Origin of the sequence: Nitrincola tibetensis (genome assembly GCF_003284585.1) — a bacterium.
Taxonomy (GTDB): Bacteria; Pseudomonadota; Gammaproteobacteria; order Pseudomonadales; family Balneatricaceae; genus Nitrincola; species Nitrincola tibetensis.
In genome coordinates, this window is sequence record NZ_QKRX01000006.1 from 132,021 (window position 1) to 154,878 (window position 22,858).

The following is a 22,858-nucleotide window of genomic DNA, read 5'->3' on the forward strand; positions in this document are numbered from 1 at the left end:
AGGAAGAATACGGTGCCAAGTTACTGGCTCTGACGTTATTGACCAACTTCGGCTGGTCGTTCCTCTCCTGAAATGGAATTAAACACCCTTTTTTGCAAGTATGGCCGAATTAGCTTTACAGGAATTTGGAGTCTATTTCATGGAAAAATTTTAATGGCTGGCCATCTTGGCCTAGTAAGGTGATATTTAAAACCTTTATTAGAAAGTCGAGGGTATAAGGCTAAAGGGTTTGATCTTGCCGGTGGCAGTGGCGATATATGCCAGCCTGAACAAATTGAACAGGCGCTTGCGGGGGCTAAAGGAGTCATTCATCTTGCCGCAGTCTCTAGGGGGATCTGGGGTGAGCGGAATCCTGAATTGTGTTGGCATACCAATGCTGTTGCCAGTGAGCAGCTGTTGAAGGCCGCTTGTGAACAGGTAGAGACCCCCCTTCTGTCAGGATAGTTGTCGCGCCATTTGTTAAACTCTCTTAAACATTCAGGGGCGTTTGGAGATTTGTATGCCTAGTTACTCAGATGAGCGACGTCAGGCCGTTATGGCCAAGCTGTTATCACCCTACAACCAAAGCGTCGAAGCTGTTGCCCGCCAAGAAGGCATTTCTTCGGAAACGATTTACAAGTGGCGTAAAGAAGCACGCGCTGAAGGGCGCTGCCTGCCCGATGCCCGTGATCAAGGCACAGAGGGCTGGTCCTCGCGTGACAAGTTTGCGGCGGTGGTTGAGACCCCGCTCCATTTTGGTGCTTATATTATTTTCAGTATGATACTTTATTTGCATAGCGAAGTTTTTTACTGGCAAAAATTATTATTTTCAGGACAGTTCAGTATGAAACATTCCTAGCTCACATCTAAGCAAGTTTTGAATATTTAATTAATATGTTGTATCTACTAGAGAAATTCTTAACGTGCTTAGCTTTTGAGAGCATGGATGAAATAGAGTAGTGGCCACAAAGTAGATTTTAATGTACCTGCTCAAAAAGATGCAGGTACATTGTTGAGCCTTCTTGAAGATGATAACTATGAAAGAATTTCTTGTAGAGCAACCAAACAAGTATCTATCTCATTGACATTGTTGTAATGCGCTAAGGATATACGTGTTACAGCTTTGAGCCCCAGAGGGCGGAGAATATTACCTGAAAAGACATCATCACTGCGGGCATGCACGCGTATTCCACGTCTGCCGAGTTCAGCGACGATATACTTAGCGTCGTACTCAGCGATTGCAAATGATACGACGCCTTCACGGTGAGGAGTGTCTGCAGGACCAATCAGTTTTACCCCAGGATAGGTGCTGAGCCCGGCTAAGCCTGTACTGCCGTTAATCAATCGATCAACTAATGCACGCTCGTGGTTGCGTATTGCATTACCTGCTGCGATCAAACCAGCCCGACGTGAAGGCGCATCGGTAAAGTGTCCACCCAGCCATACTAGGTAGTCGACCATTGCACTAATTCCGATCAAGGCGGAGGGGTCGCGGCTACCTAATTCCCATGCATCAGCAGGCTTGCCGATCAGCTTGTCGTGTTCGGTTAGGCTCAGGCGCCTGGACACCCAGGCATAGCCATTATTAAAACGACAGAACGCCTTATAGGGGGAAATAACATAGGCATCCACCCCATAGGTTTCTACATTGAGTAACCCATGGGGGGCGTGCTGGATACCATCGACGATGATAATGCATTCAGGCGCAATCTGGCGGATACTTTGGGCTATCTCCGCGATATCCATGCTCATTCCTGATACTGGACTGGTATGCAGGAGGGTGGCGATGCGGGTATCGGGACGTACACACTTGGCGTAGTGTGCAGCCGTCACGCGTCCTGTATCGATATCGAAAGGAACCTCAATACACTCACGGTTAGTGCGTTGGGCCCATTGACGAGTCGCATCATAGGTGGCGGGATGTTCGATTGTGCAGGTGACAAGGCTACCGCCTGCTTCAGCTGAGAGGGCGGCAGCACGGATTAATCGAAACAGGCATTCTGTTCCTGTTTCGCCACCAAAAATCACACCATTATTGGGGTTAGCACCGAAGAATGTCATCAAGTCGTTGCGACCCGCAGTGACGATCTCGGATATAGCATGAGAGGCCGGATTATCGCGGTGTTCATTATCAGGAATGGCCGCAATTTCGGCCCCTTGGGTAACGACTGATTTAAGCGTCAGTGAGCCACCGGCGTTTTCAAAGTAGGTGCGCTTACCACTATAAGGACAGGTATCGACATGTAAGAAACGTTCCCGTACTTGAGCCAGTAGTGTGGTGGGTAATAAAACGCCTTGGGTTGAATGGGCTGGGGCCGCTGTATGGAGAAAAGTTGTAGTGCTCATAATAGTTGTCAGCATCTCAAATGATTAGATGTGGGTTTGCCTGTTGGTTACAAAATAGAGTTATTGCTGGGCGTTGCGTCGACGCCATTGGTTCCATAACGGATACGCCAGAGCCAGCACTACCAGAACACAAAGTGTTAGCGACAGTGGCCGAGTAAAAAACGTGGTCAGGTCCCAGTGTGAAATTTGCATCGAGCGGCGAAAGTTAACTTCTAGAATAGGTCCCAGGATGAGGGCAATAACTAAGGGAGCCGCAGGATAACGCCAGCGTTCCATGAAATAGCCCACTACACCGAAAGCTATAACCAGCCAGACGTCAAATATCTCGTTACGCAGCGCGTAGGTTCCGATCACACTGAATACCAGAATCATCGGCCCTAATACGGCCCCGGGGACCTTTGTAACGATGACTAGATAGCGACACAGCCACAATCCCAAAATTGCAAAAAGTATGTTGGCCAGTAACAGGGAGAGGATCAGGGTATAGGTTGTCTCTGCATGTTGAGTGAACAGGCTGGGTCCAGGGATGAGCCCATGGATGGTTAACCCGCCGATAAAGACAGCCGTTACCGCATTTCCAGGAATACCCAGCGTTAAGGTAGGAATTAATGTGCCACCTGTGACGGCATTATTTGCGGATTCAGAAGCGGCAACCCCTTCTAACTCTCCCTTACCAAATTTTTCCGGTGTATTCGAATGACGACGTGCCTCGTTGTACGAAATAAATGACGCAATACTGGTGCCCGCACCGGGGAGAATCCCCACAACTGAGCCTATAACAGAAGAGCGTAATAACGTGCGTAGACAGCGTTTCATATCGGACCATAAGGGCAGATTGCGCCCTTGGAGTTGGGGTCTTTTACTGCTCAGTACGCCCGCGCTTTTGGGAACGCACAGGTTAAATGCTTGAGAAACTGAAAAAAGCCCAATGAGTACCGGTAGCAAGGGCACGCCATCAAACAATTCACGTTGGCCAAAGGTAAAGCGCTGCGCACCCGTAAATGCGTCCAGTCCTACACTCGCCAGTATCAAGCCTATAGCTGCTGAGAGCACTCCTTTTATGGGTTGATCTGATGCGACACCGACGATGGTTACAAGTCCGAATATAGCTAAAACCGTGTACTCTTGTGGTCCGAACGCGAGGGCAACGGTCGAAAGAGGAGGAGCAATGGTGATCAAGACAATCACACTGAAGAGCCCACCAAAAAGTGAGGCCAGTGTGGCCATACCAATGGCTTCACCCCCTCGTCCAGCCATCGCTAATGGGTAGCCATCCAGCGCTGTGGCGATAGATGCATCTGTGCCAGGGGTTCGCAATAGAATTGCGGTAATAGAGCCACCATAAACTGAGCTAACGTATACGGCACCCAGTAGAATCAGTGCCAGATCTGGTGGCATGCTGAAGGTGATTGGAATACAAAGCGCGACGCCCATGGTTGAAGACAGTCCTGGCAAGGAGCCGATGGCCATTCCGGCCAAAGTTCCAAGCAACAGGGTTAACAGAGCCATCGGTGTCACAAGATTTCCGAGAGCTGTAAACAGTATATCCATAGAAAAAATCTCTTGGCTGTCTGTGAAGAAAACGGTTAGTTGGCTAGCCAATTCCAGAGTCCGCCACTCGGTAGGGGGACTGCAAGTAAGTGCACAAAAACGACATAGATAAGGCTAGAGAAAGACACGGCAAGTATCAGAGCTGCGGGCCATCGTAAATCACTCAGGCAGCATAAACTAACCAGTAGAAATATAACCAACGCAACAAATGTTCCAACACTTATCATCAGCCCTAATAACCCCAGCACGCACAGACACCAGAGGGTGAAGCGTTGCCAGGCAATTGGAGGCTGGGATTCATCAGGGCGTTTGCGGCGAAAAGAATTGATTCCTATGCCTAAACAGGCAAGCCCCCCAAGTGAACCGGCGATCACGGGGAAAATCCCCGCGTCGCCGCGCATGCCAAGCCCGATCCAGACTACACCAGCGCACAAGGCTCCAATCAAAACGGTTAGGGTAGAGTCAATTTTGTTCAGTGGCATAGAGTGAGTTCTCCTAACGGGTTGAATCACTGCTCAATCCAAGGCTCTTGGTCCCAAAGGGCTTTTAGACGATCATGACTTTCGTGGATGAAGTCAACGTAGTCTTGTCCATAGATAGGGTTAACTGGCATATTGAGCTGTGCCATTTCGGCAAGAAACTCCGGGTTTTCTACCACCTCGCGGGTCACCGACAGCAGCTTGTCATACACAGGTTGCGACACACCCGCTGGTACAGCAAAGCCGCGTGATGCTGCTGCTAGCACATCATAACCTTGCTCTTTACCGGTAGGTACTTGCGAAATTGCATCGATTCGTTCATTTGACCAGACCGCTAAGCCACGGACTTTGCCTTCATTGATCTGGTTTACTACTTCCGACATGTTGCCTTGAAAAGCTGTAATGTGCCCGCCAAGTAACGCGGCTGTTGCTTCGGCGTTGCCGCTGTAAGAGACAAAATTAAGATCGATGTCAGCTTCTTTGGCAAAGTTTAAGGCTGCCAGATGATCGTCACCCCCAATGCCTTCGTGAGATACAACCACGGATCTGGGATTTTCCTGTACCGCGGTGACAAAACTTTCCAGCGTCTGATAGGGGCTGTTGGCGGCTACGGCCAAAACTCCTGGATCGGTAATGATATTGGCCAGAGGGCGAATATCATCAAGGGAGTAACCGACGCTACCTTCACGGGTGAAAGGATAAACCTCGACTACTGGTGAGTTAATCAAGCCAAGGGTATAGCCGTCGGGTGCTGCATTGGCCAAGTGAACCCACCCCAACTCGCCACCAGCACCGGGTCTGTTTACCACAACGACGCGTTGGCCTAGTTCCTCTTCAGCGTACTTTGCGAAGATGCGTGCCATCGTGTCGGTACTACCCCCAGCACCGAAGGCGACAATCAACTGAATTGGCTTGTTGGGGAAATCTTTAGCTACTGCTAATGTACTCAGTCCGCCTACCAATATTGCCGTCATCGCGCTCAGGATCAATTTTTGCTTGAATTTTATATTTGCCTTCATCATCTTATTCCTTGTTACTATTATATTTGTAAAGCTATTTAGGGCAGTTGAGTACTCGTTAGTAGTTTTGTTAATAGCAGATGCGATGAGTACTTCATTTAGTCATTTAAAGTCATTTTATACTTTCTAAAAAGCGAATAATTTTCATAATATATAAGTCGAAATTTTCATGATTGGAGTGTTTATGTTAACCCTTAAGCAACTTGAGACCTTTGTTCAGGTAGTTGAGTTAGGTACATTTGAAAAAGCTTCTCAGCGCCTCAATGCAACTCAATCAACAGTTTCTAAAAGAATTGGTGAGCTTGAGCAGGCTACGGGGTTGCGTATTTTTGATCGTTCACTGCGTAATGCACGCTTAACTGAAGAAGGTGAGCAGCTACTTGAGTTGGCGTACTTGATGATAGAGAGTGCCAATAAAATTCGTGAACTCAATAGACAGTCAGATTGTAAGCTTCACCGTGTCCGAATTGGTTTTACCGAACTGACAGCGCTGACTTGGTTACCTGGTTTTTTGCGAGAATATACCCTTGAGCGCCCTGATATACGTTTGGATGTCACGATCGATATGAGCCGAACGCTTTACCAGCAGTTTCAAGACAGTGAATTGGATCTTGTTGTTATACCACTTGTTCCAGAGGTATTTGCTCAGCCGGGAGTAGAAAAATTGCTTTTAGAAAAAGTTGAAATGGCATTTATGGCAAGAGCTGGCTTAGTGAGTGGACCTCGGCCTTTACCTATTAGTGAACTTCAATCCTATACCCTGATTAGTCAAGGTAAACGTTCTGGGTTTGCTCAGGATGTGAATCGTTGGATTTCACATCAAGGGTTAGCGGCTCCTGCTCAGATAGCAGATAACTTATTGGCACTTGTTGGTTTGGTAACCGCTGGACGGGGTATCAGTGTGTTGCCAAGGTTATGTGTACAGCGCTTTGCCCAAGCACAAGGTTTGGAAGTCTTAGATATTGTTCCACAACCTCCGACGATGGGCTATTACGCTCTATACCATGGTGGAGTTCGGGTTTCTCTACTTGAAGAAATCTCATTGCGTTTAAAAAAAGCCGCTGACTTTACGCGTCCATTTTTTATCTAGTCATAGTATTTATGTTTTGTTCTAAGGGACGCCGGCATACAGCCTCTTCCTCCATCTGAGTATGTTGATGAGTTTTTCCAGCAATGGGTTTGTATCACTTTTACGGGTTACGAAAACCAGAGTGGTATTGATTTCAATATCTTTGACAGGTAAAAACTACATCCCGCCGATTATTAGGAGGGAAGAATTGAAGTAATAAGCAGCGCTTGAGTAGCTTGGGGGGAAGTCTGCTTTACATCTACTCCCTGTAACCTTAAGTGTATGCTATACGGAACGCCCCCCCTTAACCTACTTACCCAATTTCGACAACATCTCTGGCCGCATAAACTTATTGATAATCAACATAAATCCAATGGATGGAATCAATAAAATAAGCGCGGTAATCGAGGATATCTGGTAATTCCCTTCCATGCTGGCGGTATAGAGCAATAAGGGTAAGGTCGTTACCTCTGGCGCCCCGACAAAAAAGGTGCCAGTAAACTCATCCAATGACTCCAAAAATACAAAGATACTGGCCGCAATGAGACCCGGTGCTGCTTGCGGCAGTACCACATGGATAAAGGTGTAGATTGGCCCGGCTCCCAAATTACGCGAAGCACGGGACAGCATGGGATCAATAGAGGAGAACGCCGCGACACTTATCCACACGGAATACATCAGCCCATGCACGCTGTGCACCAACACGACACCGAGCAGAGTGCCGTTAAGGCCCCAGTCATAAAAAATGCGGGCAATATTGATGTATACCGTTAAATTCGGGAAGGCTTGAGGAATCAAAAACAGCAGCATAAATCCTACCCGCCAAGGCATGGTGTGTTTGGATAGCGCATAGCCCGCCGGTATCGACACCAGCAAACACACAACAACTGCGCAGAGTGCGATGATAATGCTGGTTATCAGTGAACCCGAGACATCACTGTAGGGATTAAACACTTGCTGCCAGTACTTCAATCCCCACTGATTGGGTAAGGTGTGTGGGAAATACCAGGTTTCTGCAATTGTCCAAATCAGTAAATTCGCGATAGGTCCAAAGAGCGCTAAGGCCAATATAGTGATAAATGCAGTTTGCGCCCAAAAACTCCAGCGTAAGGTGAATCGGGCTTTTAGTGATCGAAATCCTCTGTGTTGGATTGTCATCGTTTGACTCATGATAAAGCCCCCTTATCCTTTAAACTTTGACGCAAGTAGAACCATGCTAGACCTGCACAAATTAAGTAAGACACCATGCCTAGGGCATTGGCGACATGGTAATCACCGTAAGAATTCACTCGAAACGCGATATCGGCGGTGATCATGGTGGGCGAGCCTGTGCCTATCATGAGCGGCACGGATAACACCGACATAATGGTCACAGTGGATAACACAAGCGCTACACCTATGGTTGGCATTACTTGCGGCAAAATCACATCCACTAAAATGCGTAGACGAGAAGCGCCTAGGTTTTGTGCCGCTTGAATCTGGTCTCGGTTTAACGCGGCCATTGCGCCACTAATCAGCAAGGTTGAAAAAGCCAGCTGTTTCCAAACAAAGGTAATGATGATACCGCTCCAGCCAAGCAGCGAGACTGTTTCAAGAGGAGTCATTACGCCCATTGCCACAAGGGTGTTGTTCATCAAACCATTTTTCGCTAAAAACGTGCGCATCATTTGCGCGGCAACGATAAATGGAATGAACAAGGGCAAGCGATAGAGCAGGGCCAATACGGCCACCAGCTTGGGAAAAGGAGACAAGGTCAGCGTTGCGGCAATTCCAATCGACAGTATTGCCAGCAATACAACTGAACTCAGGACAATGATTACGGTGAACTTGATATCGTTTGAGTAGAGTTCGAATACCTTTACAAAATGAGCGAGAGTGAAAGACAAATCATCCTGAGTAAACGCCGAGACTAGCGAAAAAAACAGCGGATACAAGAATAACGCCAAGACCATTAATGCAGCTGGCCCAATGAGTAAGAGGTTAGAAGTGGATGCTCGCATAGTAAACCTGAGACAAAACGCTGAGACTAAAATAAGCCCTAAGCAAGCGTATCTCGCTTAGGGCTTGTTATTAATTGGATACCTGACGCTCGTAGCCTTCCTGGATCGCATCAAAGTAAGGGGCGATCGGGAAGCTCTTACCGAAGTTGGCAAGATCGTCTGGTGTGATCTCAACAAACAGCTTGTTCCAACTATCGGTGTCGAGTTCAGGTTGAACAAACTCAGCATCAATGCCGGGGTACCAATTAAATTGCTTCACAATGCCTTCCGCTTGGACCTCAGGACTGGTTGCCAACTCAATAAAGGCACGTGCAAGCTCAGGATTTTTGGCTTTATCCGGTGTGACGTAATACATCGGCTGACCTGGCATGCCCGGGGCAATCAGCGCAAGCTTTAACGAAGGTGGAATCTTCTCATCGGCTTGCCAGCTGTAGAACATATCCACCCATACTGGGCCCATGAAAATTTCACCACGGCTGAGCATGTCTAAGGTGCCTGCATTACCCGGTGTAAAGGTTACGTTCTTGTTGAACTCTTTTAGCTTGGCAAAGGCATCATCCCAAGAGGCTTCAAGGTTCTGGTCATAAGGAGCGCTGGACAAACGTTCGGCATCGGTGCCATAGGCATAGATCCAACCTGTTACGAAGCTGACACCCGACATACCGTTCTTGATGCCGTTATAACCAAAGGCTTTTGGATGTTGCTGTGTCCATTCCACCAGCTCATCGTAGGACGTTGGCGGGTTGGATATAAACTCACTATTGTAGGCAAGGGCTGTTTGACTGTGGAACATGGGCATGACATAGCCATCGACATTTGTGCCTAACGCATTCTTTGCGGTATCGCGTGTGACCAACTTACCCGTGCTGATATCATCACGAAAGGCAGACAGTAAGCCTTGCTCAACCATATCGCCACCGGTTTTTTGATGAACCACGGCCACATCTAAGTCCCACGTCTCTACACCACTCTTTTGCTGAGCGCTCAGTTTTTCCATGATTTTATGAGAGCCCGCATCGCCAGGACCTGTGCCCACCACGTTGACTTTGACATCTGGATGCATGGCTTCGAATTTTGGTGCTAAATAGGTTTTGACGTAGTCGACCATATTCTGGCTTCCTGCCGTCGCAACGTTGAGTACCGTTTGCGCATGAGCGCTTGCTCCAAACTGTGTTATGCAAACCATCGCTAAAACAGAGATCTTCGTTTTAATAAACATGATTTATCCTCGTGAGTTTGACTGAAAAGATGGTGGAGTTTCGTGCGTTGCAAGATCAAACACGTGCAGCGCATGGGGTGGAACATGTAAGGACACGCTTGATGCGATAGGCCAGCATTGGCGAGAATCGGCTTGTAGAATCTGATCCCCAGAGCGCAGGGTATGACGGTACTGCTGCCCTAAAAAAGCGGATTGCTCAATCACACCAGAAATCGTTAAACCCGCTTCAGTTCGGTCTGAAACAGTGCGTAGCTCTGCAGCTGAACTGCGAAAATACAGGGCTAGCTTCTGAGTGGCTGCCGCATTGGCTAAGTTAAGTTGTACACTTGGCGTTGATGCTTGATATATGATGCAATTATCGGCTCCCATAAAGTCAGCCACGAAGGGGGTTTGTGGTTGCTGATAGATGTCTTCAGGGGTGCCTAACTGTTCAATGCGACCTTGGTTAAGCACCGCAACACGGTCTGCCATTACCAAGGCTTCTTCCTGATCATGGGTGACGATTAGCGAGGTGAATCCTAATTTCTTTTGTAAGGCTTTTAGTTCGTGGCGAACGCTAAGGCGAACCTTGGCGTCCAGGTTCGATAAGGGCTCATCCAATACCAGCACGTCTGGTTCAACGGCTAGGGCGCGGGCCAGTGCCACACGTTGACGTTGCCCCCCGGATAGGTTGGTTACTTTCTCGTTTTCAAACCCCTCTAAGTTAATAATGCTAAGCAGATCCAATACGCGTTTGTGTGCTTGAGCCTTTGGGATTTTGCGTACCTTTAAACCATAACTAATGTTTTGTGCGACGCTCATGTGTGGCCACAAGGCATAGCTTTGAAACACCATGGTGATATTGCGACGCTCTGCAGGAAGCAGCGTAATCTCGTGTCCAGCGATATGCACTTCGCCTGATTGCGTTGGCACAAAACCGCATATCGCATTCAATAAAGTGGTTTTGCCGCATCCAGATGGCCCCAATAAAGCAATCATCTCTCCCTTTTGCACTTGTAAATTGATGTCATGCAAAATGGTTTTATCGCCATAACCCGCTTGTAGTTGTCGTATATCTAGGTGTGCCATCCATTAAATCCGCTATCAAATTGCAAAAAAATGCACTAATTTGTATAAATGAACACGTGTTCACTGCGTTGTAAAAAAAATGCAACTTAGTGTCGACATTATGTGTGTCTACTTTGTCGCGTATGTGTGACAGTTTCATTAAGCAAAAAAGAAATTTTCTGGGGTGTTATGAAAATCGACGTAATTGGCAGTGGCAGTGCATTTTCTTTAACGCGCAATACCTCTTCTATTCTGGTAACGGACAAGCATGATCAACGCTGGCTCATCGATTGCGGTCCCACGGTTCCTCGTGCGTTGTGGCAGCTCGCGCTTGATGTGAATGACATCGACGTGCTGTATTTCACCCATATTCACCCAGACCACTGTGCAGGGCTGCCGGTTTTACTCAATCGCTGGAAAAGTTTTGGACGTCGTAAACCGCTGATTATTTATTGCCAGGCGCAGCAGCGTGAATCCCTGCAACAGCTTGTCTCTCTAGCAACCTGGCCTGTGCCTCACATCTGTTTTGACATCGACTGGCGGGATAGCCAAGTGCAATGGCAATGGCAGCAATGGCACTTATCCACAGCGGCCACTCAGCATGAAATGTCCAACTTATCCTTGAGGATTGAAGCTGACGGACACGTGCTTTTTTACAGTGGAGACGGCCGTCCAACAGACGCCAGTAGGGCATTAATGCAGGGCTGTGATCTGGCGTTTCAGGAGTGTGCAGTTTCAACGCCGCTATCAAAAGAGGCTTCCCATGGAGACGTTGTGAACTGCTTAGCGCTGCAGCAATCGCTTTCCTTACCCGTATTAGGGCTTTATCACTGTTACGATGAAGAAATCCCTCATATAGAGGCTCAGATTATAGGGAATCCTCAGGTGTTCTTATCCTATGACGGCCTAAGCTTGGATTTAGATCTTGGTGTTCCACTAGATAAGCTAGTACAAGGGCGTTGCCATGAGTAAGCCTCATAAAAGCATTACCGCCCAAGACGTCGCAAATCATGCCGGAGTGTCGCGTGCGGTGGTGTCTCGAGCCTTAAGTGACAAGGGCAGTATCGCACCCGAAACCAAGACAAAAGTCATTGCCGCAGCTAGGGAGCTGGGCTATCAAGTGAATTTTCTTGCGCAAGGATTGAACCGTAAGCGCAGCCAGTTAATCGGCGTTGTCGTTGCGCGCATTAAAGATCCTTTTCGCAGCAGTTTGCTAGAAGGGTTGATTCACATGATTCAGCGCCGTGGCTATCAAGCATTGGTAACAGAAGTGAACTCAGACAAAGAGTTAGAAGCAACCATGCGTCAGTTTACTCAGTTTCGCGTGTCTGGCGTGATTGTCACATCCGGTCAACCGCCAGCGACGCTTGTAAACGAATGTGTTCAATTCAAAATTCCAGTCGTGGGCATTAATCGTGAATTGGATATCCCATTGGTTGATTTTGTTTGCTCAGACAATCAGCAAGGGGCTGTATTGGCGACGGATCACTTTCTAAAGTGGGGGTGTCATCGCTTTGCTTGGTTAAATTACGCGGGCTCCACTTGGGCCGGGGTGCAACGTGGTTTGGCATTTGAGCAAGCGCTTGAGAGCGCCAAAGTTGGGCCACATTCTGTTCAACAGGTTATCGCAGAGCAGGATGGATACGAAGGCGGTGAAGCGGCTGCGCTCGCGTTCGATCTTAGTCAGGGGTTACCTCAGGGCATTTTCTGTGCAAATGCCCAATTGGCCTGTGGTTTCTTAGATGGTATGCGCCAGCGAGGGTTTGATGCGCCTAAAGATTTTCATTTAATCGGCTTTGATAACACCCCTCAGACAGCCCAGTACAGCTACCGATTGACCACACTTAATCAAGATATTCCCGCCTTGTGTTCTGAGGCGCTCAATTGTCTTGAAAGCCGAAATAAATCGCCTAATCAAGCGGCACGTTTGATAAAGGTTCCCGTTTCTCTGGTCGTACGTCATACCAGCCCTGTTATTAATCTAGGATAATTTTTCTATGCGGATCGAAGCCGAAACCTTACAAAACATTATAGACACAATTGTTGAAATCGGTCAGCAAGCTCAGGTGATCCGTGATGAGGGTCTAAACATCACCACTAAGGCTGATCAGGATTTTGTCTCACAAGCCGATATTCTTGTTGAAAACGCGCTGCAAAACTACTTGGCGCAAGCGTTTCCAAACTCTGGCTTTTTAGGCGAAGAAAGCGGTGTAAAAGAGGGAAAAGACGGTATTTGGGTGATCGATCCGATTGATGGCACCACCAACTTTACGCTGGGCATGGACTATTGGTGTATCTCGGTGGCGTATGTTGTGAAGAATGTTATCCAATTGGGCATCGTGTATGCGCCTGACCGGGATGAACTGTTTATTGCTCAGAAAGGCAAAGGAGCGACTCTAAATGGAGCAACACTCAAGATTGTGGAGCCACTGCCTGAGCGCGTGGTAGTCGGGCTTGGGCGCTCAAATCGTCATCCACTGAATCACTATTTAAACACGCTTGAGCACCTGATTATTGAAGAAAATATCGAATATCGTCGCTTTGGTGCTGGCGCTTTAATGCTGTGCCACGTGGCATCTGGACAGGTACATGGGTATTTTGAAGCCCATTTGAATAGTTGGGATGCCTTAGCGGGGTTATTGATTTGTCAGGAAGCCGGTGCTGCAAGCAATGACTTTATGGCAAATAATGGACTATACGAAGGGAATACCCTTTGGGTTGCGGCTAGCGGCGTTTGGCAGCGCCTGTCAAACTATTTCGATGTCAAAAAAGTGTCTCTATAATCAGTTAGCCTGATTGATTTTATAAGGTTCAAGGAGTCTGTATGCGCGAAACTCACGAAACAAATCAGAGCGCTTGGTCTGTTTTTCTGATTTTTCTTCGATTGGGGTTAACCTCGTTTGGCGGGCCGATTGCTCATCTTGGTTATTTTCGAGAGGAGTTTGTGACCCGAAGACAATGGTTGTCTGAGCGAAGCTATGCGGACTTAGTTGCCTTGTGCCAGTTTTTGCCAGGACCTGCTAGCAGTCAGGTTGGCATTGCCATCGGCTTATCTAGGGCGGGGTATACCGGCGCAGTGGCGGCTTGGACGGGTTTTACCTTGCCTTCAGCCCTGGCTCTGATTCTATTTGCGTTGGGTATCGCCAGCTATGGAGAGGCGATGCCGCAGGGCGTCTTGCAGGGGTTAAAAGTGGTTGCCGTTGCTGTCGTGGCTCAGGCCGTCTGGGGGATGGCACGTAGCCTTTGTCCGGATGTTCAGCGCATCACGTTGATGGTGGCAGCGACCTGCTTTGTCTTGCTGATTCCCTCTGTCTGGGGACAAGTGGGTGTGATTGTTTTAGCCGGTATTCTGGGCCTTTTTCTGTTTAAGGCTCAAGAGCAAGCGGATCATGATCCTTTGCCACTTGTGATCTCTGCGCGTGCTGGGGTTGTCTGGTTAGGCCTTTTTGTCATTCTGTTGTTTGGGCTGCCGCTGCTGGCCAGTGTGTACTCGAACCAAACCCTTACCCTTGTGGACTCTTTTTATCGTGCAGGCGCTTTGGTGTTTGGTGGCGGTCATGTGGTATTGCCCTTGTTGCAAGCCGAAGTTGTACCCAGTGGCTGGGTTGATCCCGAAGCTTTTATTGCGGGGTATGGTGCGGCTCAAGCGGTACCAGGGCCTTTGTTTACCTTCTCTGCGTTTCTAGGTGCATCAATGAATGAGGGGCCGACAGGTGTATGGGGCGGCTTGATTGCTCTCTTGGCTATTTTTATCCCTTCATTTCTATTAGTACTGGGTGCACTCCCTTTTTGGGAAAGCTTACGCCGCAATGTGCGGATGCAAGCAGCACTCTTGGGTATTAATGCAGGGGTTGTGGGATTGCTGCTCGCGGCACTTTATCAACCTGTCTGGACCAGCGCCATTCAAGGCCCTCAAGACTTTGGTTTGGCGTTAGTTGCCTTGGTTGCGCTGATGTTTTGGAAATGCCCTGCTTGGTTGGTGGTGATAGGGGGGGCAGTCGTTGGCGCTTTCTTAGGTGTGGTGTAGAAGTTAAAGTCGCTCGTTTAATAGGCAACTCGACGCGGCTTGTCTATACGATACAGCGAATTTTATATCGATTGATGTGTATTATTGTGATGTAAAGGGTGAACCGCTTAACAAAGACCTTGATAACGGTTAAGTTAGAATATTATAATAATGCGAATGATTTTCATTAAAATAGTGTGGTTTTCTTAAAACCTAATGATTTAGGTTTTTCAGTATCTAGTTTTGTGCCCGTTGTTCGCCACATTTAACGCTATAGTTTCTTTCAGCATGAATATGAGCGCAGTTTCTCTCGCATCTGTTAAAAAGTGTTTTACTGAAGATGATTTGTGTCGTTTTGGCGACAAGTACGCATTGGAGTATCGATTCCATGAGAAACAAGACATGTATGATAATAGAGTTCTTGAAGGGAGGGTCAGCTCACTCAGCTCTGAGTTAGGTATGAACCTAGTTCATTCCACTGTCAATGTGGTCACAACTTATGAATCGACTTCTCTTGATCCTGCTCCTCTGCTTTTGATCGGGATGATACAGGGTAATATTAGCCTTAAACTTGGATCTCAACCCATAGAGCTGCAGGAATCAACAGCGATTACTCTTCAGTTATCCAAAGAGTCTGTGCTGGAAGCGCTGCAAGTATCAGGTCAATATCTTAATGTGATCACTTTAAGTTTGTCTTACGAAGCAATCGATCATCTGAAAATTAACCTAGGGTCTGGGCAAGGATATGGACGATGGAAAATTCCTTCCTGCTTGATACAGGGTATCAGACAGTCCCAGAAAAGAAAGTTGTCTTCACTAATGCTGGAAGGTCTGGGTTTACAATTACTGGCATATGGTATGGAAAACCAGAATAGTGAAGAAGTTTGCATCAAAAAACTTACTCCATCTGAGAGAGGACGGCTTGAACAGATACGGAGCTTGTTGGCAGCTTGCCCTGAACAAACTCCTCACATGATAGACCTTGCGGAACAGGCTGCGATGAGCCCTAGCAGTCTACGAAGCAAGTTTAAATCTTGCTATGGAGAAAGTCTCTACAGCTATTTGAAGCGTTGCCGTCTTGATCAAGCTCACGATCTGCTGTTGGAGGGATACGGTGTACAGCAGGTAGCCCATCGGGTTGGTTATACTCAAGCATCGAACTTTATCACCGCATTCCGCAGCCATTTTGGATACGCCCCAGGTCGCTTGCATCGATAAAACTGTTGTATTGCATAAGAACTATGTCATATCACACAACTTGCAATAGATGAAATCTGAATAATAACGATTCTATTTTAAATCGATACGCTCTTCTCCATTTCAACTGATACAGTTGCTCTGCAGGAGATTTATGGGAACTCATTCAGATGAACAGCAAGACTTTTCTTATCAGGCCAGAGAACGCCCTTATCTATGTTAGCCTTTTGGTATTACCCGCTATAACGTATCAGAGCGTCTTTGCAACAGAGGGGCGCTTTGAGCTGGAGCCGATTGAAATCATCGGTCGAACATTATCGGCAGAGTCAGAGCAGCGTCATAACTACACTCCGGGCCCCAGCACTACTGCCACCAGCCTGCCGCTCTCTATCAAAGATACCCCACAAGCCGTTAGTGTGATTACGAGTCAGCAGATCAGAGATCAGGCTCTCACCACCAGCGGCGAGATACTGCATCAAGCTCCAGGGGTTTCGATGACCCGCCGTGACAGCAACCGATTTGCTTATGCGACACGCGGCTACGGCATCAGTACCTATCAGTTTGATGGTCTGATGACACCGATCCAAGGCTTTTGGAATTTTGGTGATACAGACTGGGATAGTGCGATCTATGATCGTATTGAAGTAGTACGTGGTGCGACAGGGCTTCTGACCGGTGCTGGAGATCCATCCGCGAGCGTCAACTTCATCCGTAAAAAACCGCTGCCTGAGTTTGCTGGGCAGATCAGTGCCACAACAGGCAGTCATGACAAACGTCGCGTCACAGCAGATGTATCCAGTCCATTTGATCAGCAGGGGCGAACAGCCGGACGCCTTATTCTTGCCCATGATCAGCATGGTACACACGTATCTGGGCTGACACACGAAAAAGACACTTTGTATGGTGTGATTAACACTTATCTGGATAGTGGCACAGATATCACAATGGGGCTGGAGTACCAGCACAATCAGACACAGGGCATGGGTGCAGGATTCCCACTCTTTTACGCCGATGGCGGGCTGGCAAACTTTGGGCGATCTGCATCCAATAATACGGACTGGTCGCGCTTTTATAATGAAACCACCCGCGCATTTTTTGATATCAATCATTACCTAGACAATGACTGGCGCCTTCGTGCAGCTTTTAGCCATGACGATGGTAACTACGGTCTGACATATTTGTTTCGAAGTGGTTTCCCTGATCGTACAACAGGAGAAGGGATGGGTGCTTATTTCGCTCAATATCGAGGTGATCGAACACGCCAAGATATGCACTTGACTGCAGATGGCAGTTTCCAGATGTTAAATCGCTACCATGAGTTGGCATTTGGGCTGGTTCATACACGTGACAAACTAGATATGCGTATTGCATTACCATCCGGTACATCTCCCAGTATTGGACGTTATTACAATGGGAAAGGAGAAGCTGTCACAGAACCAGAATGGGGATTATTAAGTAGTGTAGATGACAGTCACTTGACCCAAACAGGTGCCTACGTTGTAACGCGTCTGTCATTATCAGATCCTCTCCATCTAGTACTTGGCACCCGCTTGAGTAACTGGAAATTGGACCAGACTTATTACGGTGAGGTACGTCAATATGAATACAAAAATGAACTGACACCTTACGCAGGTCTCGTCTACGATTTTTCACCAAACTTCAGCACTTACTTGAGTTATACCGATATCTTCCAGACTCAGAATCGTCGTGCAGAAAACGGTTCTTTGCTAGATCCTATAGTGGGTAGAAACTACGAGTTCGGTATCAAGGCTACACTTGGCGATGATCTTGATGCCAACTTTGCTCTTTTCCGAAGCGAGCAGGACAATCTGGGTGAAGCGATCCCGGGTGGTGTCGTCAATGGTATGCCTGACACACAAGCCTATCGTCCGACCAAAGGCGCTAAGGTCGAAGGAGTTGAAGCTGAAATCATCGGTACCCTCGTAGATGGCTGGAACATCAGTGGCAGTTATACTCTTGCTAAGCCACGTAATATGCATGGTGAACGCATCAATACCTTGCATCCAGAGCAGCAGGTCAAATTATTTACCACGTATCGACTACCAGGTGATTGGAACAAGCTCCAGATTGGTGGAGGTATTCGTTGGCAGAGTGGTATTTATTCTGACACTAGAGGACCAAAGGGAGTAATACGAGTACATCAAGACAGCTACACATTGACCGATGTGATGGCACGTTACACCTTTAACCCACAACTGTCTGCTCAGTTGAATATCAACAACCTGTTCGACACAAGCTATTACGAACAGGTTGGATTCTACAGTCAGGGTTGGTGGGGTGCTCCGCGAAATCTGAATCTGAGTTTGAGTTATCGCTTCTAAGTCTTACAAATAAGAGCATTGATGTCATAGGAGGATGACGTCAATGCTTGCAGAAAAGGCTTATTTAAAATTAGAATGAGAATCATTATATATAAAGTGTAAAATTTGAGTAGATTAAAATACTCACGGGGTTGTTTGGTCAACATAAATGCAAATAGCAGGACAGAAGAGTGAACTCGTATAGCAAAGTAAAATCACGGCCGACCAGACAGATTCAGGATGATAAAAAACAGAAAGGATATAGGTTGTCGGTACTGTCCCGAGTCGTGGCTGCGGCTGTTGGTGGTTATGTATTGGCATTAGTGGCATCTATTGTTCTGGCTGCCTTTATGCCGGGCAATAGAGCTGAAGGCGTGCTCTGGGCTATGCAGCTGAGTTTTGCTGTTTACACGCTGGCGGTGATCTGGGTGTTTGCTGCACGAACAGCGACTCGGGCTTGGATCGGGCTTTTCATACCTATCGTTTTCTTGAGTATTTGGGCCGTTTGGTTAACTCAGGGAGGCGTAAAATGAAATCGTTCTTTCGCCAATCCATGGCTTGGTTACACACTTGGGTCGGGCTCGTTTTTGGATGGTTGCTGTTTTTCATTTTCATCACGGGTACGGCGGGTTTTTTTGACACAGAAATAGACCGATGGATGCAGCCAGAGCTGCCGATGGCGCAAACAGTCGATGTCTATGACTTTGCCGATCAGGCGCGTGAGCGTTTGGAAGTGATTGCACCAGGGGCGAGTCGTTGGCAGATTTGGTTTCCTATCGATCGCAACAGACCGTATCCCGAAATTTTCTGGCAAGGTGCTGATTCAGATCCCGCCAGAGGCCGGGAGCAGATTGATGCTAGGACGGCAGAACCCCTCGTTGCACGCGAAACAGGCGGAGGGCAGCTCCTTTATCAGATGCACTGGCGTCTTCATTACCTACCGACACGCATGGCATATTGGATTGTTGGCGTGGGTACGTTTTTGATGTTATTAGGGTTAATCACAGGGATTATCGTACATAAAAAAATATTTGCCGACTTTTTTACTTTTCGTCCCATGAAAGGGCAGCGCTCGTGGCTGGATGCGCATAACGTTGTGAGTGTTGTCACTCTGCCTTTCCAGTTGATGATTACCTATTCAGGTCTTGTTCTGATGATGTTTACCTACATGCCATTGGTGGCTGCAGCGTATTACGGTACTAGTGCAGAGGGGCGCCAACAGTTTATCAGTGAGGCGTTTCCGGCTCGAGAAGTGCTTGAAGCAAAGGGAGTCGCTGCGCCTTTGGTACCTTTCTCCCACCTTATAGAGCAGGCGGTTGAGCGTTGGGGCGAGGGAGAACTCAGTTATGTGGAAATCCATCATCCTGGCGATGCCGCTGCGCGTATTATTCTTGGAAGCAATCTGGCGGAGGGTCCTCTCAGAAGCACTGAACAATTGGTATTTGATGGGGTGTCGGGTGATTTGATCGCAGAAATCCCTCGCTTAACCTCCGGCGCGAAAGCCTCTCGAGACGTGCTGTACGGGCTTCATGAAGGGTTATTTGCAGGCTCAGTGTTACGTTGGCTCTATTTCTTCTCGGGGTTGCTTGGAAGTGTGATGGTGGCATCTGGCTTAATTCTTTGGGCCGTCAAACGCCGCCAACGTGCCGAAAAGCAAGGCAATCAGAACCCTTTTGGATTGCGGTTAGTTGAGCGTCTAAACATCGGAACAATCGTGGGCTTTCCGGTTGCAATGGCTGCTTACTTTTGGGCCAATCGACTATTGCCTACGAGTTTTACAGCGCGTGCGGAGTGGGAGGTGCATCTGATGTTTTTAGTCTGGGGTGTGATGCTGATACATGCGGCGACGCGTCCTCGATTGCGTGCTTGGATAGAACAGTGCTGGATTGCTGCGTTTGCTTTTCTGTTACTGCCTGTCTTGAATGCACTGACATCATCTCGTCATTTAGTACAAAGCTTACGGACAAACGATTGGGTGTTTGCTGGTTTCGATCTAACGATGTTCGCCTTGGGTATCGGTTTTGCACTTATGGCTCTGGTCCTCATCACGCATAACCTAGCCAAACGAGAAAGAGAGCAATCGGTGCACAATCCATCGGCAGCTTCTTTGGAGGCTCTGTAATGAAGGTATTTGTTGAGTTGAGCCCCTTTTTATTCGCTTATGCTGGTTTCGCACTTTTGTCGTTGATAATGGATCGGCATCGCCGTCAGTTATGGCCATCAATTCAAGGCTGGCAGCCTCGCATAGCCTATGCCCTGCGTTCTCTAGGCGGGTTGTTGTTAATATTGTCGCTTTGGCGTTGCCTTCATCTTTGGGGAGTTGGTATCGGTCTAGTGGCTTGGTTTGGGGTGCTGACGCTTGTTGTATTTGTTTTGGTTATGCAAATTACATACTTTCCCAAGCCCGTTGTCGGACTTGCGATAGCTGCAATGATGATCAGTACCGTATCGGTTTTTATTTGAGGTGATCACCAACACCTTGCCTATACAACAAACCCGGATGACCGATTGTTGGGTGTGACTACGCTAAGCCTTCGGTTAGAGTTCAAAAGAACCATGGTGCTAAAAAAAATGCTCCCAAAGAGCTGAGCAATAACACTGGAATTGACCAAGCATGGAAGTGTAACCCCAGGCCTTGTTGGTTGCTTAAGCGCAGTGCGATGAGATTCGCTAGAGAGCCTATGGCAAGCCCAAAGCCCCCGACATTGGCTCCCCAAGCCAGCTTGTATCCATCCTGAGTAAATTCAGACAGGAAAAGGGTTGCGGGTACGTTTGAAATCACCTGTGAGAGAAGAATCGCTGCTGTGACCTCATGCCCAGGGAGGTCAATAAGATATTGAGCGACCACGGCCATAATAGGCAATTTGGCGAGTAGACCTAGCACAATAAACATCAAAATAAAGATGAGAATAATCTGCCAGTCCACGCTCCATAAAATCTTGCGCCAGCCTGCTAAAAAAACAATCAACACTGCGCTGACACCAATCATCACATAGTTCAACTCGACCAAGATCAGAAAGATAGGGTAGCTGAGCAAGGAGAGGTAAAAGAGTGGCAATAACAGGGGAGCGCTTGTGTGGCAACCGTTTAACTCAACGCGTTCATTTTTAAAAGCAAATATCGCAAGTAGCAGAATAACCAATAACATCCACAGAGAAATGGGCAGCATCGTGGTTAAAAAGGACATAAAACTGTCATTGCTGAGTTGCCAAAGGTACAGATTTTGTGGATTACCGATGGGGCTCGCGGCTGAACCTGCATTGACGGCCAATGCCTCGAAAATGACTAACTTTCCGACTGGTATTTTGGCAACTCGATTAAGCCCAAGAGTGAGTGGAACAACAATGAACAGCGCAACATCATTGGTTACGACCGCTGACAATAAAGCCGAAAAAATGACGATGGCGACCGCCAACTTTCGCTCCGTATGCATGTGAGTGAGTAAAAATAACCCCGCACGGGTGAGTGCTCCACTGTCTTCAAGTCCTCGACTTAAAATGATTAAACCAACCAGTATGGCAATCGTGTTCCACTCGACCAGTTGAGGTAAATCCTTTAGGTAGCCTGGCATCATGGCAATTAACACCACAAAACCGATCATCAGAGACAGAAGTAATAAATCTTCGGTTAACTGAGAATAAATATAACGTATGAGTTTCAAGGTATTAATGACTCAACAAGGTGTAAGTTACGTATTAGGTGATAAGCGATCGTCACTGGAATACACATAATAGATAAGGGTACATTGTGTATAAATGTGTACTTAAAAAAGAGATGTTACTATTCAAGCGTAAAAAATATAATATGAACCTTCAAAAGGCCACAAAATATGACCATCATTCTTTATCAGTTTCCCATTTCTCATTACTGTGAAAAGGTACGTTGGGCTTTGGATTTCAAAGGCTTGACTTACAAAACGGAGAACCTTCTACCCGGTGCTCATGTGGGTAAAATCAAAGAGCTGACGAATCAAACGTCAGTACCTGTACTGCAGCTTGATCAGCAGGTTTTAGTCGGTTCCTCAGCAATATTGGAATTTTTAGAAGCGCGCTATCCGCAGCCCGCATTGATGCCGTCTGATGTCGTATTAAAAGAGCAGGTGCTTGACTGGGAAAAGCGATTAGATGAGGTTGGGGGGCCTGCTGTACGTTTATTTTGTTACTTTCACTTGCTGCAAACGCCAAAGCAAGTCACGCCTTTATTAACGGCAAATCAAGCGTTTTACAAGCGATGGTTGTTTACGCTGATGTTTTCGAAGGTGGAAGCGGTGATGAAGAAGCGCATGGGGATTAATGCTCACAATGCGACAAAAGCAGAGAAAGACATTCTTGAATTGCTGACGGAGATAAACGAACGACTCCTATCCAATCCCTTTTTGGTGGGTGATGCGTTTTCGCGGGCGGATTTAACAGCCAGCGCATTATTTGCGCCAATGTTTCAGCCAGAAGCCTACCCCGTACCCTGGCCTAAAGAGCACGATCTCGTTAAGCCTTACCAGGAGTGGATGCAAAGCAACAGGCCCTTGTTGAAGCCCTTAGAAACGATGTATTCGAATCATCGACTCAGACACAGTCAATGAAGGTGCGCAGTCACCTGTCGAGGGAAGTGAATGTTGGCTCGACAGG

The 22,858-nt window shown here is 47.4% G+C and carries 22 protein-coding genes; 13 read left to right on the top strand and 9 right to left on the bottom strand.

Annotated elements, in window-relative coordinates; genetic code table 11:
- The first annotated feature begins 255 nt into the window (after window positions 1-255).
- Together DN062_RS19215 and DN062_RS09765 are read left to right on the top strand one after the other, a co-directional pair.
- Window positions 256-444, top strand: a complete 189-nt coding sequence (locus DN062_RS19215; protein WP_112159144.1) for an NAD-dependent epimerase/dehydratase family protein — start codon at window positions 256-258, stop codon at window positions 442-444.
- 55 nt (window positions 445-499) lie between these two features.
- Complete coding sequence (locus DN062_RS09765) at window positions 500-838, top strand: transposase (RefSeq protein WP_112159145.1); 339 nt, start codon at window positions 500-502, stop codon at window positions 836-838.
- 176 nt (window positions 839-1,014) lie between these two features.
- Here the strand turns inward: DN062_RS09765 and DN062_RS09770 are convergent, their stop codons facing one another.
- From DN062_RS09770 to DN062_RS09785, 4 genes are read right to left on the bottom strand one after another with little or no spacing between them, the layout of a single operon-like run.
- Window positions 1,015-2,325 carry an aminotransferase class V-fold PLP-dependent enzyme gene (locus DN062_RS09770; RefSeq protein ID WP_239995754.1) on the bottom strand — a complete coding sequence of 437 codons (1,311 nt, stop codon included), beginning with the start codon at window positions 2,323-2,325 and terminating at the stop codon, window positions 1,015-1,017.
- 60 nt (window positions 2,326-2,385) lie between these two features.
- Window positions 2,386-3,876: a tripartite tricarboxylate transporter permease gene (locus DN062_RS09775; protein ID WP_112159147.1), complete on the bottom strand. Its 1,491-nt coding sequence runs from the start codon at window positions 3,874-3,876 to the stop codon at window positions 2,386-2,388.
- A gap of 35 nt (window positions 3,877-3,911) precedes the next feature.
- Window positions 3,912-4,358, bottom strand: coding sequence for a tripartite tricarboxylate transporter TctB family protein (locus DN062_RS09780; RefSeq protein WP_112159148.1), 447 nt, complete (start codon window positions 4,356-4,358; stop codon window positions 3,912-3,914).
- 26 nt (window positions 4,359-4,384) lie between these two features.
- Entirely contained in the window at window positions 4,385-5,218 is an 834-nt protein-coding gene (locus DN062_RS09785) for a tripartite tricarboxylate transporter substrate binding protein (RefSeq protein WP_162301283.1), read from the bottom strand.
- A gap of 340 nt (window positions 5,219-5,558) precedes the next feature.
- Here DN062_RS09785 and DN062_RS09790 point away from each other — a divergent pair, with 340 nt between their 5' ends.
- Window positions 5,559-6,464, top strand: coding sequence for a LysR family transcriptional regulator (locus tag DN062_RS09790; protein ID WP_162301284.1), 906 nt, complete (start codon window positions 5,559-5,561; stop codon window positions 6,462-6,464).
- 288 nt (window positions 6,465-6,752) lie between these two features.
- Here DN062_RS09790 and DN062_RS09795 read toward each other — a convergent pair whose 3' ends face one another.
- From DN062_RS09795 to DN062_RS09810, 4 genes are all read right to left on the bottom strand, one after another.
- Window positions 6,753-7,613: an ABC transporter permease gene (locus DN062_RS09795; RefSeq protein ID WP_239995755.1), complete on the bottom strand. Its 861-nt coding sequence runs from the start codon at window positions 7,611-7,613 to the stop codon at window positions 6,753-6,755.
- A complete protein-coding gene (locus tag DN062_RS09800) occupies window positions 7,610-8,443 on the bottom strand; it encodes an ABC transporter permease (RefSeq protein WP_112159151.1) in 834 nt (277 codons plus the stop codon). Before DN062_RS09800 ends, DN062_RS09795 begins: the two co-directional genes overlap by 4 nt.
- A gap of 70 nt (window positions 8,444-8,513) precedes the next feature.
- The gene (locus DN062_RS09805; RefSeq protein WP_112159152.1) at window positions 8,514-9,662 is read right to left on the bottom strand and encodes an ABC transporter substrate-binding protein; all 1,149 of its coding nucleotides are present in this window, start codon (window positions 9,660-9,662) and stop codon (window positions 8,514-8,516) included.
- A gap of 3 nt (window positions 9,663-9,665) precedes the next feature.
- Window positions 9,666-10,730, bottom strand: a complete 1,065-nt coding sequence (locus DN062_RS09810; protein ID WP_112159153.1) for an ABC transporter ATP-binding protein — start codon at window positions 10,728-10,730, stop codon at window positions 9,666-9,668.
- A 168-nt stretch (window positions 10,731-10,898) separates the two neighbouring features.
- Here DN062_RS09810 and DN062_RS09815 point away from each other — a divergent pair, with 168 nt between their 5' ends.
- From DN062_RS09815 to DN062_RS09855, 9 genes are all read left to right on the top strand, one after another.
- Window positions 10,899-11,681: an MBL fold metallo-hydrolase gene (locus DN062_RS09815; protein WP_112159154.1), complete on the top strand. Its 783-nt coding sequence runs from the start codon at window positions 10,899-10,901 to the stop codon at window positions 11,679-11,681.
- On the top strand, window positions 11,674-12,699 hold the full coding sequence (locus tag DN062_RS09820) for a LacI family DNA-binding transcriptional regulator (protein WP_112159155.1): 1,026 nt from the start codon (window positions 11,674-11,676) through the stop codon (window positions 12,697-12,699). The genes DN062_RS09815 and DN062_RS09820 overlap by 8 nt, the downstream gene beginning before the upstream one ends.
- Before the next feature lie 7 nt (window positions 12,700-12,706).
- A complete protein-coding gene (locus DN062_RS09825) occupies window positions 12,707-13,492 on the top strand; it encodes an inositol monophosphatase family protein (RefSeq protein WP_112159156.1) in 786 nt (261 codons plus the stop codon).
- Window positions 13,493-13,533: 41 nt separating this feature from the next.
- The gene (gene chrA, locus DN062_RS09830; RefSeq protein ID WP_112159157.1) at window positions 13,534-14,736 is read left to right on the top strand and encodes a chromate efflux transporter; all 1,203 of its coding nucleotides are present in this window, start codon (window positions 13,534-13,536) and stop codon (window positions 14,734-14,736) included.
- 273 nt (window positions 14,737-15,009) lie between these two features.
- Entirely contained in the window at window positions 15,010-15,933 is a 924-nt protein-coding gene (locus tag DN062_RS09835) for a helix-turn-helix transcriptional regulator (RefSeq protein WP_162301285.1), read from the top strand.
- A 149-nt stretch (window positions 15,934-16,082) separates the two neighbouring features.
- Window positions 16,083-18,254, top strand: coding sequence for a TonB-dependent siderophore receptor (locus DN062_RS09840; protein WP_112159159.1), 2,172 nt, complete (start codon window positions 16,083-16,085; stop codon window positions 18,252-18,254).
- Between the two features lie 245 nt (window positions 18,255-18,499).
- Window positions 18,500-18,766, top strand: coding sequence for a DUF3649 domain-containing protein (locus DN062_RS09845; protein WP_205126704.1), 267 nt, complete (start codon window positions 18,500-18,502; stop codon window positions 18,764-18,766).
- Window positions 18,763-20,355 (top strand): PepSY-associated TM helix domain-containing protein, encoded by a 1,593-nt coding sequence (locus DN062_RS09850; RefSeq protein ID WP_112159160.1) that lies wholly within the window; start codon window positions 18,763-18,765, stop codon window positions 20,353-20,355. The genes DN062_RS09845 and DN062_RS09850 overlap by 4 nt, the downstream gene beginning before the upstream one ends.
- The gene (locus tag DN062_RS09855; protein WP_112159161.1) at window positions 20,355-20,696 is read left to right on the top strand and encodes a DUF3325 domain-containing protein; all 342 of its coding nucleotides are present in this window, start codon (window positions 20,355-20,357) and stop codon (window positions 20,694-20,696) included. The genes DN062_RS09850 and DN062_RS09855 overlap by 1 nt, the downstream gene beginning before the upstream one ends.
- An 82-nt stretch (window positions 20,697-20,778) precedes the next feature.
- Here DN062_RS09855 and DN062_RS09860 read toward each other — a convergent pair whose 3' ends face one another.
- The gene (locus DN062_RS09860) at window positions 20,779-21,894 is read right to left on the bottom strand and encodes an SLC13 family permease (protein ID WP_239995756.1); all 1,116 of its coding nucleotides are present in this window, start codon (window positions 21,892-21,894) and stop codon (window positions 20,779-20,781) included.
- 168 nt (window positions 21,895-22,062) lie between these two features.
- Between DN062_RS09860 and DN062_RS09865 the strand changes: the two genes are divergently transcribed.
- On the top strand, window positions 22,063-22,812 hold the full coding sequence (locus tag DN062_RS09865; protein WP_112159162.1) for a glutathione S-transferase family protein: 750 nt from the start codon (window positions 22,063-22,065) through the stop codon (window positions 22,810-22,812).
- Window positions 22,813-22,858: the final 46 nt, after the last annotated feature.